The organism is Stenotrophomonas maltophilia group sp. Smal17, assembly GCF_030237045.1.
Lineage (GTDB): Bacteria > Pseudomonadota > Gammaproteobacteria > Xanthomonadales > Xanthomonadaceae > Stenotrophomonas > Stenotrophomonas forensis.
The window spans coordinates 10,638-24,702 of the sequence record NZ_JASJSU010000041.1 but is presented as its reverse complement, the minus strand read 5'-3'; the positions used below and the strand labels follow the sequence as shown (position 1 = coordinate 24,702).

Here is a 14,065-nt window from a genome sequence, read left to right as displayed (position 1 = left end):
ATTCCCGGCGGATAGTGCCCACGAATGCCCATCCTTGCCGCGTGCCGGCATCGGGCATGGGGGCGGCTCCGCCGCCCGGAACACCACTCGGTGTGCGGGGGACTTTCGTTTCAGACAAGACATTGCAGGTCGCTGTCCGGGTTGTACCCGTCCTTGCTGGGCGGCATGCACGAAGGGAGTGACGCGGGCCACGGCCACGCCAAAAGCTGGCATGTGATGTGCGTCACAGTTTTCATGGTTGTCTGGTTCGGAAGCCAAGGGGGTCCCCAATGGTTGTCCACCGCCGGCTGGCGCTCTGCGTCGGCCTTGCCTGCACCGCGCTGGCCTGGGCCAGCAGCGCTGCCCCGCCTGACCGCGAGGCCGCGCTGGCCGAGATCGGCCGCTACCGCGACCAGGCCCGCTGGCTGGATGCGCTGGGTGCGATCGAACGCGCCAGCCAGCAGCAGCCCAACGACGATCTGCTGTTCAAGCTGCGCGTACTGACCCTGGGCGACATCGGCAACGCGTGGCGGGCCTGGGAGCTCTACCAGCAGCGCCCGCAGCTGTTCGACGCTGCCCAGAAGCAGCGCCTGGAAGGGGATTACCTGGCCAAGCTGGTGGTCTGGAGCCTGGCCTACAGCAGCAGCGAAGACAGCCGGCTGGAGGAGGCCGAATCAACCCTGGCCCGCATGCAGCGCTATCTGGGGGGCGAAGGCACGCCGCCGGCGCAGGCGCCGCTGCGCATCCGCATGGACCGGCTGATCCTGCTCAACCGCCTGGGCCGACATGCGCAGGTGCGCGAGGAAGCACGCGCGCTGCAGGCCGAAGGCCACACCCTGCCCGACTACGTGCTGCCCGCCGTGGGTGATTCGCTGATGGGTACCCTGCACCCGCAGGAAGCCATTCCGGTGCTGCAGGCCGCAGTGGCCGGCGACCCGACCCGCGACGCCTCGCATTCGGAGCTGGCCTATGCCTACCTGGAAAGCGAACAGCAGGAAAAGGCCATCGACCTGCTGCAGGCCTGGCGCGACAAGGAGCCGGCGTGGCGCTGGAGCAATGGCAAATCACCGTACCCGAACTGGTCACGCTACGAGGCCGACCTGAACCTGGCGATGGTGCGCGCCTACAGTGGCGATCTGCGCACCGCACAGCACGACCTGGAATCGATGGTCGACATCGCACCCGGCAACGGTGGGCTGCAGAGTGCGCTGGGCAGCGTGTACATGATGCGCGGCTGGCCACGCCGGGCGCTGCAGCGGCAGCAGATGGCACATGCGCTGGACCCACGTGACATCGAAGCCCGCCTGGGCATGGAAGAAGCCTACGTCGCCCTGCAGCGTGATGACCTGGCACGGCCGCTGCACGACGATCTGATCGCGCGCTACCCCACCCAACCCGCGGTCGAGCGCATGGACCAGGCGTGGCGCGCGCATCGCGGCTGGCAGCTGAAGGCATGGACCGACATCGGCCGCAGCTCGGGAGGCGGCGGCACGTCGCCACTGGGCAACAACGATCGCCATTACGGCGTTGAAGTCGAATCGCCGATGCTGGATGACCGCTGGCGGTTGTTCGCCTTCGCCGACCGCCGCTCGATCGACTTCCAGGACCAGCGCATCGACCCGCTCTGGCTGGGGGCCGGCGTGCGCTACCGCTTCGGCCGGCTGGATGCGGAAGCCGCGGCGCTGCGCGCCAATGACCACATCGGCGACACCGGCCTGCGCGTAGGCGTCGGCTGGCAGTTCAATGATTACTGGCACGCCGGGCTGGTAGCCGCGCGCAATGATCCGGAAGCCTCGATGCAGGCCCGCGTGGCCGGTATCACTGCCGACAGCGTGAGCGCACAGGTGGACTACCGTCGAAGCGAGCTGACCCACTGGATGTTCGGCGCCAGCCGCTTCCGCTACGACGATGGCAACCATCGCGAACTGGTCAGTACCGGCCTCGAACAACGGCTGCTGACGCGTCCGCGCTGGCTGGTCGATGGCCTGGCAAGCGCGTACGCCAGTCGCGGCAGCCGCGACGACGCGCCTTATTTCAACCCGAAGCGCGACCGCATGGTCGAGATCGGCCTGCGTATCGACCAGCAGCTGTGGCGGCACTACGAACGCCACTTCCGGCACCGCCTGACGGTCTCGCTGGGCGACTATTGGCAGGATGGCTTCGGCAGTGCGCTGGTGCCGTCGGTGTCCTACATGCACGAATGGCAGCTGGGGCCCGGACGCGTGTTCGAGTACGGCGTGCGCTGGTCGCGGCCGGTCTACGACGGCCATCGCGAGCGTCATATCGGCTTCGAAGCTGCACTGCGCTGGGGAGACTGACATGGCCCGCATCCTGCGACTGATCGTGCTGCTGTTGCTGGCCATTGCACCGCCAGCCTTCGCCCAGCAGGCCCTGCATCTTGATGCGATCGACAACGGCCTGCTGATCCTCAGCTACCACGACATCCGCGACCAGGTGGCCGCCAAGGGCGATGCCGATACCTATGCGGTGAGCACGCAGAACTTCGCCGCGCACCTGGACTGGCTGGGCGCACACGGCTACCACCCGGTCTCGCTGTCGCAGGTGATCGAGGCCTCGCAGGGCCGCGCCACGCTGCCGCCCAAGCCGGTGCTGCTGACCTTCGACGACGGCCTGCGCAGTGTCTATGACAAGGCCTTCCCCCTGCTCCAGGCCTACCGCTATCCGGCGCTGGTGGCGGTGATCACCGACTACGTGGACATGGCGCCGGGGCGCACCATCGACTATGGCTACCGCCCGTTCGGGCGTGACGACTTCGTCACCTGGGCACAGCTGAAACAGATGCATGACAGTGGCCTGATCGAAGTGGCCAGCCACACCGATGACCTGCATCACGGCGTGCTCGCCAATCCGCAGGGCAACTCCACTCCAGCGGTGGTGACCCGCGTCTACAGCCCGGCCACCCACAGCTACGAAAGCGAAGCCCAGTATGAACAACGCCTGCGTGCCGACCTCTCGCGCAGCGTGCAGCGTATCGAGCAGCACCTGGGCGTACGCCCACGGGCCATTGTCTGGCCGTATGCCGCCTACAACCAGCTGAGCAACGACATCGCCGAGCAGCTGGGCATGCCGGTTTCATTCGATCTGGAAGGCCGCAGCACCCCGGTGGCCAGCGACCTGCACGGGCTGGCACGCTTCCTGGTCAGTGACAATCCGACCGTGGAGGGCCTGGCCTACGAACTGCGCCGTGACGTCGCGCTGGATGGCATCCGCGCGCTGCAGATCGACCTGGACGATGTATATGACCCCGATCCTGCACAGCAGGCGCGCAATCTCGATGCACTGATCGAGCGGGTCAAGCGCATCGCGCCGACCCACGTCTACCTGCAGGCGTTCGCCGACCCGGACGGCAACAACACCGCCGATGCGCTGTACTTCCCCAACCGCCACATGCCGATGCGCGCGGACCTGTTCAGCCGCGTCGCGTGGCAGCTGAAATCGCGCGCCGGGGTGAAGGTCTACGCGTGGCTGCCGGTGCTCGGCTTCGAGCTACCCGATCCGGTGCTGCGCAAGGCACTGGCAATCCGCAACGGCGATGCCGACGGCATGTACCGGTTGGATTTCACCAATCCAAAAGCGCGCCAGATCATGCTCGACATCTACGAGGACCTGGCGGTCAACTCGTACTTCGAAGGCCTGCTGTTCCACGACGATGGCTACCTGCGCGACACCGAACTGCCCGCACTGCCCTCCGGCGACGGCGGCAGCGCGCGCACCCATGCGCTGATCGACTTCACCCTGGCCCTGCGTGACAGCGCCCAGCGCTGGCGACCTAAGCTGGCAACGGTACGCAACCTGTATGCCGAGCCCGTACTGCGCCCGCAGAGCGAAGCCTGGTTCGCTCAACGCCTGGACCTGTTCAACAAGGCCTACGACCAGACTGCGCTGATGGCGATGCCGTGGATGGAAGGCAGCAAGCACCCGGAGCGCTGGCTGGACCAGCTGCTGGCCGCCGTACGCAGCCACGACCCCCAGCTGCAGCACACCCTGTTCGAGCTGCAGACCGTCGACTGGAACAGCGGCCAGCCGATTCCCGCCGAGCGCCTGCGCGCGCAGATCCGCCAGCTGCAGGCGCAGGGCGTGCACCACTTCGCCTGGTACCCGGACGACTTCATCGCCGACCAGCCCTCCACCCACGATGCCCGTGCGGCGATGTCCGCCGGCAACTTCCCGTACCCGGAGAAGTGACATGGACATGCATCCCATGCTGCTGATCCTGTTCCAGTTCGCCTTCTACTACCCGATGGTGATGGCGTTCTTCTGGATGTCCGGCGGGCTCTACTACTACTTCCGGCGCGAGCGCCACTCACGCCCGCGCAACGATCCACCCCTGATGGTCGACCCTCCGTTCGCGACCCTGCTGATCCCCTGCCACAACGAATCGGAGAACCTGGACGACACGCTCGGCGCGGCGCTTGCACAGCGTTATCCGGCCGACTATGAGGTGATCGCCATCGACGACGGCAGCAGCGACGACACCGGCATTCGCCTGGACGCTCTGGCGGCCCGGCACCCACGGCTGCGCGTGCTGCACCTGGACCGCAACCTGGGCAAGGCCAATGCGCTGCGCATGGGGGCGCTGGCGGCGCGCTCGGAGTACCTGGTGTGCATCGACGGCGACGCGATGCTGGAAGAGCACGCGTTGCACTGGATGGTCTGGCACCTTGCCAGTGGCAGCCGGGTCGGTGCAGTGACCGGCAATCCCCGCATCCGCAACCGTTCGACCCTGCTCGGTCGCCTGCAGGTGGCCGAATTCTCATCGATCATCGGCATGATCAAGCGCGCACAGCGCGTGTACGGGCGCATCTTCACCATCTCCGGGGTAATCGCCGGCTTCCGTCGTACCGCCCTGCACCAGGTCGGCTGGTGGTCGGATGACATGGTCACCGAGGACATCGACATCAGCTGGCGCCTGCAACACGCGCACTGGGACATCCGCTACGAGCCGAACGCGCTGTGCTTCATCCTGATGCCGGAAACATTGAAGGGCCTGTGGCGGCAGCGGCTGCGCTGGGCGCAGGGCGGCGTGGAAGTGATGCTGCGGCATGCGCGGTCGCTGCTGCACTGGAAGGAACGGCGCATGTGGGGGGTGCTGCTGGAGTATGTGCTGAGCGTGGTGTGGGCCTACACCATGCTGTTCATCGTGCTGCTGTGGGCATTGGGAAAGTTCATCGAGCTGCCCCCGCAGCTGCACATCGTCAGCCTGTTGCCGGAATGGCATGGCGTGATCCTGGCGCTGGTCTGCCTGCTGCAGTTCGCCAGCAGCCTGATCATCGACCGGCGCTACGAAACACAGATTGGACGCAACTATTTCTGGGTCATCTGGTACCCGATGGCGTACTGGCTGATCAGCCTTTCCACCACCCTGGTGGCGCTGCCGAAGACGCTGCTGCGCCGTCGCCGCAATCGCGCCACCTGGACCAGCCCTGACCGGGGAATCCGATGAACGCACAACGCCCATCCAACCGCTTCGACTCGCGGACGATCCGCAAGCCGCATCGCCAGCCTCGCTTCCAGCGCACGGCCTGGGGCTTCGTCACCCTGGCATTCTGGGGCTTCTACTTCTACCTGTGGGCGCCGCTGGTAACCCTGCTGTCGTGGCTGATTGGCGGCCAGCTGGCGTGGCAGCAGCTGTATGAGCGGCAGAACCAGCTCGATCCGTACGTGCTGGTGGCGTTGCCGCTGATGCTGCTGTGCGCCAGCGTGCTGCTGATCGGCTGGGCCGAGTACAACCGTGCACGCTTCCGCGGCCACGACCGGCGCCTGCCACGCCCGCTGGCCAGCCTCAACGAGGTGGCGGCGGATCTGGGCGCCAGCACCGGCCTGGCCGAACGCCTGATGGGATGCAAGGCCGCCACGCTGCACATGGATGAGCATGCACGGCCGGTCGGCATCCGCCGCGAGGTGGTGTAACCCCGCTGCCCATCAGGTGCCGGCCCTGGTCGGCGCTTGGGCCTGGTGGGTGCCAACGTGGGTCGGCACCGGGGTTTACCGCGAAGAGCATCCACGCATGGCGTGGATCTACTTGCGCGTCTGCCCTTCGCCGCGCACGACGAAGCGCTCGACGGTGAGCGCTTCCAGGCCCATCGGGCCATAGGCATGCAGGCGCGTGGTGGAAATGCCGATCTCGCTGCCCAGGCCGAGCTGGCCGCCGTCGGAAAAGCGCGAGGAGGCATTGACCATCAACACCGCCGAGCGCAGCGCGTTGACGAAGCGCTCTGCATTGCCGCTGTCTTCGGTGGCAATCACTTCGGTATGGTCGGAGGTGTAGCGGCGGATGTGGGCGATCGCCGCATCCAGATCGTCGACCACGCGTACCGCCAGCACCAGGTCGAGGAACTCGGCGGCGTAATCCTCGTCGGTGGCGGCGCGGCTGCCCGGCAACTGCGGCTGGGCACGCTCGTCCGCACGCAGTTGCACACCGCGCTCGCCCAGCGCCCGTGCCACGCGTGGCAGGAATGCATCGGCCACGTCGCCGTGCACCAGCAGCGTCTCCAGTGAATTGCAGGCGGCCGGGCGGCTGCACTTACCATCCACCAGCAGATCGATGGCCTTGTCCAGGTCTGCACTGGCGTCCACGAACAGATGGCAGACGCCCTTGTAGTGCTTGATCACCGGCACCCGCGCATGCTCGGCGACGAAACGGATCAGGCCTTCGCCGCCACGCGGAATGGCCAGGTCGATCAGCTCATGCAGCTGCAGCAGCTCCAGCATCGCTTCACGGCGCAGATCGGTCAGCACGGTCACCGCCGCCGGCGGTACGCCGTTGGCCTGCAAGGCACCGGCCAGCGCGTGGGCGATGGCGGTGTTGGAATGGATCGCCTCGGAACCGCCGCGCAGGATCACGCCATTGCCGGCCTTCAGGCACAGGGCGGCGGCTTCGGCGGTCACGTTCGGGCGTGCCTCGTAGATCATCGCGATCACGCCCAGCGGCACCCGCACCTTCTGCACGCGGATGCCGTTCGGGCGCACGTCGTCACGGGTCACCTGGCCGACCGGGTCCGGTAGCCCGGCCACTTCGCGCACGGCTTCGGCCATCGCGAACAGGCGCGACGGATCCAATGCCAGGCGATCGAGCATGGCAGTGCCCACGCCCTTCCCGCGCGCAGCGGCGAGGTCGCGCGCGTTACCGGCCAGGATCAGCCCGGCATTCACTTCCAGTGCCTGGGCCATCGCCAGCAGCAGGGAACGGCGCGCCGCACTATCGAGGCCGGCAACAACCAGGGCTGCGTCACGGCAGGCGCGCGCCTGCGTTTCGATTCCGCTCATCGGGGTGTCCTTCAATCCGGTCATGGCAGCACCAGGTCGTCGCGGTGAACAACGCTGCCGCCGTAGTTGTAGCCGAGCAGGGCCTGGATGTCGCGAGAATGGCGGCCGGCGATCCTGCGCACATCGTCGGCCGCGTACTGGCTGACGCCGCGGGCGACGCAGACACGGCCCTGCGGGGCGTTCCAGCACACCTGCACCATGTCGCCGCGACGGAACGCACCCTCTGCACCGGTGATGCCACCGGGCAGCAGCGAAGCGCCCTTCTCGCGCATCGCCTGTGCCGCACCGGCATCGATGATGATCGCGCCCTCGGCCAGCGGCGCATGCCTCAACCAGTGCTTGCGGGCCGCCTCGCGGCTGCGCGCGGCGTGGATGCGGGTGCCATACAGGCGATCCTGCGCCAGTGCACGCACCACGTCACCGCTGCGGCCATTGAACAGGTAAGTCTCGATGCCGAGCCGGCCGGCTTTCGCCGCTGCCTCCAGCTTGGTGCGCATGCCACCGGTGCCGGCACGCGACCCGGCGCCACCGGCCATGGCCAGCACCGCCTCATCCAGTTCGGGCACGTCGTGCAGCGGCCGTGCGTCGGCGGCCGTGCGCGGGTCGGCGCTGTACAGGCCATCGATGTCGGTGGCGATGAACAGTGCATCGGCATCGACCAGCGCGGCGACCGTGGCAGCCAGATTGTCGTTGTCCCCGAGCTTGAGTTCGTCCACCGACACGGTGTCGTTCTCGTTGACCACCGGCAGTGCACCCAGCCGCAACAGTTCGCTGAGCGTGGCACGTGCGTTGAGGTAGCGACGGCGGTTGCGCAGGTCGTCGTGGGTCAACAGCACCTGCGCCACCGGGCGTTCGAAGAAGCGCTGCCAGAGCCCGATCAGCTGGGCCTGGCCAAGCGCGGCCAACGCCTGCCGCGCCGCCATCGCCGCGCCGGGTTCATCAGCACGCGGCAGGATCGCGCGCCCCGCCGCAACCGCGCCGGACGACACGATCACCACCTCGCGCCCGGCCAGCACGTTGGCCGAAACGAACTGGGCCAGGCCCAGCGCGTGGCGTGGCGACAGGCCGCCGCCATCGGCGGCCAGCAGGCTGCTGCCGACTTTCAGCACCGCGCGCCGCCAGGGCGGCAACGCCTGTTCCGGGAACGGCGAGGCAACGGCGGCGGCGTGCAGGGTCATCGGTCAGGGCCTCAGCGGGTAGTCCATTCGTGCACGGTCAGGTCAGAGGCCTGCATCGTCACCAGCGGATCGGTGGCGACGATGGCCTGCGCCTGCGCCAGGCTCTCGACATTGCACAGCACATAGGCGCCACCGCTGCCATCGGCGAAGCCGCCGGTCAGCTGCAGCTTGCCCTGCGCCTGCAGCGCATCGAGGAAGTCACGGTGCGGCTGCACGGCGGCGGCGTTGAAATCGGGCCGGCGCATGGCCAGTACCAGGTAGACGGTGCCCGCCATCAGGCCAGCGCCTGCCAGCGCGCGCGCAGCTCATCCAGGCGCAGGTCGGCGGCCGAGCCCGGCGACACGCGTGCGGCCAGGCTGCCTTCCGGCGTACGGCCCTGCCCCGCACTGTCGGCGCCTGCCGCCGCGGCCTTGTAGGCTTCGCGGAACGGCACGCCGGCCACCGCCGCTTCCACCGCCACATCGGTGGCGTACATGCCCGAGTCGATCGCCGCGCGAACCTTGTCGTCGCGCCATTCCAGGTTGGCCAGCAGCGCCGGCAGCAGTTCCAGCGCGGACAGGCCGCGGCCGAAGCCATGGAAGATGGCGCCCTTGGACGACTGCAGGTCGCGGTGATAGCCCGACGGCAGCGACAGCAGCTGCTCGATCTCGGTACGCGCGGCGGCGACGCTGGCGTGGGTCGCGCGCATCAGCTCGATCACGTCCGGATTGCGCTTGTTGGGCATGATCGAACTGCCGGTGGTGTACTGCGCCGGCAATGCGACGAAGCCGAATTCGGCGCTGGTGAACAGCGACAGGTCCCAGGCGATGCGGCGCAGGTCCAGCGTGGCGCCGCCCAGCGCTTCCAGCGCGGCCAGTTCGAACTTGCCGCGCGACAGCTGCGCGTAGATCGGCGAGATCTGCATGCGCGCAAAGCCGAGCGCGGCGGTGGTGTGTTCACGGTCCAGCGGCAGGTTCACGCCGTAGCCGGCAGCGGTGCCAAGCGGATTGGCATCCACCAGCGCATGCGTGTCGCGGGCGCGGATGGCGTTGTCGATGAAGGCCTCGGCCCAGCCGGCCCACCACATGCCGGCCGAGGACACCACGGCACGCTGGATGTGGGTGTAGCCGGGGATCGGCAGATCCTTCTCGGCCTGGGCACGGTCCAGCGCGACCTTGGCCACTTCGGCGCTGAGCTGGGCCACGCGCTGCAGCTTCTCCTTCAGCCACAGCCGGGTGGCGACCAGGATCTGGTCATTGCGGCTGCGGCCGGTGTGGATCTTGCGGCCCGCGTCGCCAAGGCGTTCGGTCAGCCGTGCTTCGATTGCCGAGTGACCGTCTTCATACTGCGTGTCCAGCACGAAACGGCCGTCGCCGAAGTCCTGCGCCAGCACCTCCAGTTCGCGCAGCAGGCCGGCCAGTTCGTCGGTGCTGAGGATGCCGATGTGCTGCAGGCCCTGCGCATGCGCGGCGCTGGCGGCGATGTCGTGCAGGAAGAACTCGCGGTCGAGGATCACGTCGTCGCCGGCGAGGAAGGTCTGGATCTGGGCGTCGACGGCGACGCCGGGCTTCTGCCAAAGAAGGTCTGCCATGGGGGCTCCGGAATGCGTGTTCAGTGCGGGATCGACGTCAGTTCGTCGATGCCCAGCGCGAGGTTGAGGTTCTGCATGGCCTGGGTAGCCGCGCCCTTCAGCAGGTTGTCCAGGGTCGCAACCACGACCACCCGCTTGCCGCCCGGGGCCAGGGTGAAGCCACCGACCTGGGCGCCATGACGACCGGCAATGCGGCTGACCCACGGCGCTTCATCCACCACTTCGATCAGCGGCTCGCCCGCATAGGCCTGCTGGAAGCGCTCGACGATCTGCTCGCGGGTCTGCACGCGGTTCAACCACAGGTTGGCGGTGAGCGTGATGCCACGGAAATGCGGCGCGACGTGCGGCATGAACTCGACAGCCACGCCCAGCTGTACCGACACCTCGCGCTCGTGCACGTGATTGGTCAGCGCATACGGCATCAGGTTGTCGGCCAGCAGCTCGACGTTGTTCTTGTCCGACGGCGTGGTACCGGCACCGGAGTAACCGGAGACGCCGAAGCACTGCGGCGGGCCGGCCAGCAGGTCCAGCAGCGGGTGCACCGCCAGCTGCATCGCGGTGGCATAGCAGCCCGGGTTGCTGATGTGCTTCTGGCCGTTGTAGCGGTTGCGGGTCAGCTCCGGCAGACCGTAGTACCAGCTGTTGTCGAAGCGGTAATCGGCCGAGAGATCGACGATGACGGTCTCCGGCCTGGCCGCTTCCAGCGCAGCCACGAACGGTGCGGCCAGGCCATTGGGCAGGGCCAGGATCACCGCGTCCACGCCCTTGGCGGCCACCGCGTCAGCATCCAGGCTCTCGTACTGCAGATCGCCCTGGAACTCCGGGTGATGGTCCGACAGGCGCTGCCCGGCGCGCTCGCGCGAGGACACGAAGGCCAGTTTCAGGCGCGGGTGTGCGGCCACCAGCTTGATCAGCTCGGCGCCGGTATGGCCGCGGGCACCGACGATGCCCAGGGTGAAAGTCGAATCGTTCATGCGTGACGGTCCAGGCGGTACTGCAGGTGGCGCTTCACGCCCTGCCATTCCGCGTCGATGATGGAGAAGATGACGGTATCGCGCGGCGTGCCATCGGCATGCCGCTTGTGGTTGCGCAGCACGCCATCCTGCTTGGCGCCGAGGCGGGCGATGGCGGTGCGCGAGGTGGCGTTGAACCAGCTGGTTTCCAGCACCACGCTGATGCAGCCCAGCACTTCGAAGGCGTGCTGCAGCAGCAACAGCTTGGCTTCGGTATTGGCGCCGGTGCGCTGCGCGCGCGGCGTGTACCAGGTGTAGCCGAGACTGAGCTTGGGCACGCTGGCGTCCATGTCGTAGAAACGGGTGCTGCCGATGATGTCACCGGCGGCATCGCGGATCACGAACGGCAGCCCCTTGCCTTCGGCCTGCGCCTGCAGTGCGGCCTGCACATAGGCCTCGGCCTGCTCCGGCGACGGCACCTGGGTGTACCAGAGCTGGTCGAGGCCGCTGCCTTCCAGCGCGGCACGCAGGCCGGGGACGTGCTCAAGCTGCAGCGGCTGCAGCAGTACGTGCTGCCCGCGCAGTGTGGGGACCGTGTTCCAGGCGTCCGGGTTGTTCATCGCTCAGCCCTGCAGGCTCGGGGTGCGCTGGGCACAGTGATCGACATAGGTCTTGATGCGATCGATGCCATCGGCGCCGAACCAGAACACCTTCCAGTGATCCTGCTTGTAGCAGCCGTCCGACTCAGCGTAGTAGAAATGGTTGATCGGATTGCCGTGGCGCGAGCGCCAGAACAGCTGCGGCGTTTCTTCCAGCATCACGTTCCAGACCGCGCGGCCCAGGCCTTCGCCCTGCGCATCGTCGAGCACGGCGAACTTGTCCAGGTACACGCCTTCGGCTTCATCGGTGAGGATGACCGCAGTACGGTAGTTCTCGCTGACGTAGGCGCGCAGCAGCCTGGTCTTCTCGAAATAGTCTGGCACCAGGGTGCGGCCGAAGCTGGATTCGATCAGCTGCTTCAGGCGCGGCAGGTCCAGTTGCTCCCATGCGGTGGCGCGCAGCACCTTCTCGCCCTTGCGCACCAGCGTGCCCGAGCCCTTGTGGGTGAACAGTTCCTTGGCCAGGTCGGCCGGACGGGTGATCGACACCGACGACTCCAGCGGCAGGCGGTCGAGCAGATCCTTGATCTGTTCGATCTTCACCTTCATGCCACCGTGGATCCATGGCTGCGCGATCAGGTGGTCGTACTCGGTGGACAGGTTGATCGAATCGATCACGTTGCCGGCCTCGTCCAGCAGGCCGCCGGTACCGGTCAGGAAGATGATCTTGTACGGCTGCAGCTCCTGCACCAGCTCGTTGGCGGCGAAATCGGCATTGACGTTGAGGATCTGGCCACCGGCGGTCTCGCCCAGGCTGGTGATGACCGGAATCGAGCCGGCACGCAGGCTGGCTTCGATCGGCGCCAGGTTGACCTTCTTCACCTCGCCGACCAGGCCGTAGGTGTCCACGTCCAGGTATTCGGCCTCGAACACGCCACCGGTGATCGAGGTGGCGCGCGCGCCGTTCTGTTGAAGAGCTTCGACCAGGCGCAGATTGGACTGCTGGAACACCCGGCGCACGATCGCCAGCGCTTCCGGCGAGGTCACGCGCAGACCGTTGACGGTCTGCTTCTCGATGCCGGCGGCAGACAGCTCGGCATCCAGCTGCGGGCCAGCGCCGTGCAGCACGATCGGGGTCAGCCCGACTTCCTGCAGGAACGACAGCGAGGAGGTCAGCGCGTCGAGATCATCGCGCAGCACCGCGCCGCCGACCTTGACCACGGCGAAGCGCTTGGCATCCAGCTGCGAAAAGCGCTTGAGGTACTGGCTGATCTCCTTCGCGCTGGCCATGCTGGAAAGCAGGCGCACGATGGTCTGGCGGGTCTGGCGGTGAGGCTGGAGGGCAGGAGACATTTCGGTTTCGTCGGAAAGGGAAGAATCAGGCGCCGGCGGCGATGATGCGGTGCACGGCGTCGGTGTAGCGCTGCAGCTGGTCCAGCGTCACGAACTCATCGGCGGTGTGGGCCTGGGCGATGTCACCCGGGCCAAACACCAGGGTGGTGTAACCGGCGGCGGAGAACAGCGAGGCCTCGGTCCAGAAGTCCACCGCGTTGCCGATCGGCAGTTCCAGCGCATCGGCCACGTCGCGTGCCAGCAGGCGGCGGTTCTCGGCCTCGGCGATGTCACCGGCCGGCAGGCTGGGGCCACGGAAGGTTTCGGTGAACAGTGCGGCTTGCGGTTCGGCGAAGCCGGCAAAGGTCGCCAGCAGGCCGTCGATATCCATCGACGGCAGCGGACGGAAACCGAACCGCACTTCAGCGGCTGGCGCAATCATGTTGGCCTTGATCCCGCCCTCGACACGGCCGATGTTGAAGCGCAGGCCGGTCAGCCCGCCGAAGCGGGCCGAGGCCAGCGATTCCACATGGTCCAGCGCGCGGTTGCCCCAACGCATGGCCTGGTGCAATGCACTTGCGGCCGCATCCTGCTTGCCCGAGGCATGGCCGGCACGGCCGGCGAACTGCATCAGCACCGAGCTGATGCCACGGTGCGCCAGCACCGCCTCGCTCATGGTCGGCTCGGCCACCAGCACCGCTTCATAGGGCAGGCCACGGGCCAGGAACGCAGCGATGCAGCGCGGGTCGTTGGCTTCCTCGTCGCTGGAGAACAGGAACGCCGCATCGCCCTCGCTGGCGTTGGCCGCGGCCACCAGCGCAGCAGCCGAGCCCTTGATGTCACACACGCCCAGGCCGACCACGCGGTCGTCCAGCCGCCGCATCACATGGGGGTCGGCACTCCAGTGCGGCGAGTCCGGCACGGTATCCAGATGCACGTTGAACAGGTACTTCGGCGTCCCGCGCACGGCGTACAGGCTGACCGCGCCCGCGCCGTGGTCGATCACCTCGACGTTGAAGCCGGGCAGGTTCGCGCGCAGGTAATCGAAGATGCCACCGGTGGTGATCGCACGCGGCGGGTTGCGGGTGTCGAAGGACACCAGGGCCTGCAGGTGATCGAGCGTCTGTTCAAGCATGAATCAACAATCCTGGTAGTGGGGGGCGGGGG

General features: G+C 67.4%; 12 protein-coding genes. 4 read left to right on the top strand and 8 right to left on the bottom strand.

Annotated elements, in window-relative coordinates:
- Positions 1–269 precede the first annotated feature (269 nt).
- From pgaA to pgaD, 4 genes are read left to right on the top strand one after another with little or no spacing between them, the layout of a single operon-like run.
- Positions 270–2,297: a poly-beta-1,6 N-acetyl-D-glucosamine export porin PgaA gene (gene pgaA, locus QRO93_RS12480; RefSeq protein ID WP_180880695.1), complete on the top strand. Its 2,028-nt coding sequence runs from the start codon at positions 270–272 to the stop codon at positions 2,295–2,297.
- Between the two features lies 1 nt (position 2,298).
- The gene (gene pgaB / locus QRO93_RS12475) at positions 2,299–4,185 is read left to right on the top strand and encodes a poly-beta-1,6-N-acetyl-D-glucosamine N-deacetylase PgaB (protein ID WP_180880696.1); all 1,887 of its coding nucleotides are present in this window, start codon (positions 2,299–2,301) and stop codon (positions 4,183–4,185) included.
- Position 4,186: 1 nt separating this feature from the next.
- Complete coding sequence (gene pgaC, locus QRO93_RS12470) at positions 4,187–5,443, top strand: poly-beta-1,6-N-acetyl-D-glucosamine synthase (protein WP_180880697.1); 1,257 nt, start codon at positions 4,187–4,189, stop codon at positions 5,441–5,443.
- A complete protein-coding gene (gene pgaD, locus QRO93_RS12465; protein WP_049458286.1) occupies positions 5,440–5,910 on the top strand; it encodes a poly-beta-1,6-N-acetyl-D-glucosamine biosynthesis protein PgaD in 471 nt (156 codons plus the stop codon). Before pgaC ends, pgaD begins: the two co-directional genes overlap by 4 nt.
- A 108-nt stretch (positions 5,911–6,018) precedes the next feature.
- Here pgaD and QRO93_RS12460 read toward each other — a convergent pair whose 3' ends face one another.
- Genes QRO93_RS12460 through QRO93_RS12425 form a run of 8 tightly spaced genes read right to left on the bottom strand, consistent with a single transcriptional unit; the run spans position 6,019 to position 14,033 of the window.
- Entirely contained in the window at positions 6,019–7,290 is a 1,272-nt protein-coding gene (locus QRO93_RS12460) for a glutamate-5-semialdehyde dehydrogenase (RefSeq protein WP_180880698.1), read from the bottom strand.
- On the bottom strand, positions 7,287–8,444 hold the full coding sequence (gene proB, locus QRO93_RS12455; RefSeq protein ID WP_180880699.1) for a glutamate 5-kinase: 1,158 nt from the start codon (positions 8,442–8,444) through the stop codon (positions 7,287–7,289). Before proB ends, QRO93_RS12460 begins: the two co-directional genes overlap by 4 nt.
- An 11-nt stretch (positions 8,445–8,455) precedes the next feature.
- Positions 8,456–8,719, bottom strand: a complete 264-nt coding sequence (locus tag QRO93_RS12450; protein WP_180880700.1) for a YciI family protein — start codon at positions 8,717–8,719, stop codon at positions 8,456–8,458.
- Positions 8,719–10,014 carry an argininosuccinate lyase gene (gene argH / locus QRO93_RS12445; protein WP_180880701.1) on the bottom strand — a complete coding sequence of 432 codons (1,296 nt, stop codon included), beginning with the start codon at positions 10,012–10,014 and terminating at the stop codon, positions 8,719–8,721. Before argH ends, QRO93_RS12450 begins: the two co-directional genes overlap by 1 nt.
- A gap of 20 nt (positions 10,015–10,034) precedes the next feature.
- Complete coding sequence (gene argC, locus QRO93_RS12440; RefSeq protein ID WP_180880702.1) at positions 10,035–10,988, bottom strand: N-acetyl-gamma-glutamyl-phosphate reductase; 954 nt, start codon at positions 10,986–10,988, stop codon at positions 10,035–10,037.
- Positions 10,985–11,587 (bottom strand): GNAT family N-acetyltransferase, encoded by a 603-nt coding sequence (locus tag QRO93_RS12435; protein ID WP_285304240.1) that lies wholly within the window; start codon positions 11,585–11,587, stop codon positions 10,985–10,987. The genes argC and QRO93_RS12435 overlap by 4 nt, the downstream gene beginning before the upstream one ends.
- A gap of 3 nt (positions 11,588–11,590) precedes the next feature.
- The gene (locus QRO93_RS12430) at positions 11,591–12,919 is read right to left on the bottom strand and encodes an acetylglutamate kinase (protein WP_006457088.1); all 1,329 of its coding nucleotides are present in this window, start codon (positions 12,917–12,919) and stop codon (positions 11,591–11,593) included.
- 25 nt (positions 12,920–12,944) lie between these two features.
- Positions 12,945–14,033: an acetylornithine deacetylase gene (locus QRO93_RS12425; protein WP_180880705.1), complete on the bottom strand. Its 1,089-nt coding sequence runs from the start codon at positions 14,031–14,033 to the stop codon at positions 12,945–12,947.
- Between the last annotated feature and the right edge of the window lie 32 nt (positions 14,034–14,065).

Excerpts from the sequence above, each read along its gene's own strand:
- pgaA (WP_180880695.1), top strand. The coding sequence starts at position 270 with ATGGTTGTCCACCGCCGGCTGGCGCTCTGCGTCGGCCTTGCCTGCACC.
- pgaB (WP_180880696.1), top strand. The coding sequence starts at position 2,299 with ATGGCCCGCATCCTGCGACTGATCGTGCTGCTGTTGCTGGCCATTGCA.
- pgaC (WP_180880697.1), top strand. The coding sequence starts at position 4,187 with ATGGACATGCATCCCATGCTGCTGATCCTGTTCCAGTTCGCCTTCTAC.
- pgaD (WP_049458286.1), top strand. The coding sequence starts at position 5,440 with ATGAACGCACAACGCCCATCCAACCGCTTCGACTCGCGGACGATCCGC.
- QRO93_RS12460 (WP_180880698.1), bottom strand. The coding sequence starts at position 7,290 with ATGACCGGATTGAAGGACACCCCGATGAGCGGAATCGAAACGCAGGCG.
- proB (WP_180880699.1), bottom strand. The coding sequence starts at position 8,444 with ATGACCCTGCACGCCGCCGCCGTTGCCTCGCCGTTCCCGGAACAGGCG.
- QRO93_RS12450 (WP_180880700.1), bottom strand. The coding sequence starts at position 8,719 with ATGGCGGGCACCGTCTACCTGGTACTGGCCATGCGCCGGCCCGATTTC.
- argH (WP_180880701.1), bottom strand. The coding sequence starts at position 10,014 with ATGGCAGACCTTCTTTGGCAGAAGCCCGGCGTCGCCGTCGACGCCCAG.
- argC (WP_180880702.1), bottom strand. The coding sequence starts at position 10,988 with ATGAACGATTCGACTTTCACCCTGGGCATCGTCGGTGCCCGCGGCCAT.
- QRO93_RS12435 (WP_285304240.1), bottom strand. The coding sequence starts at position 11,587 with ATGAACAACCCGGACGCCTGGAACACGGTCCCCACACTGCGCGGGCAG.
- QRO93_RS12430 (WP_006457088.1), bottom strand. The coding sequence starts at position 12,919 with ATGTCTCCTGCCCTCCAGCCTCACCGCCAGACCCGCCAGACCATCGTG.
- QRO93_RS12425 (WP_180880705.1), bottom strand. The coding sequence starts at position 14,033 with ATGCTTGAACAGACGCTCGATCACCTGCAGGCCCTGGTGTCCTTCGAC.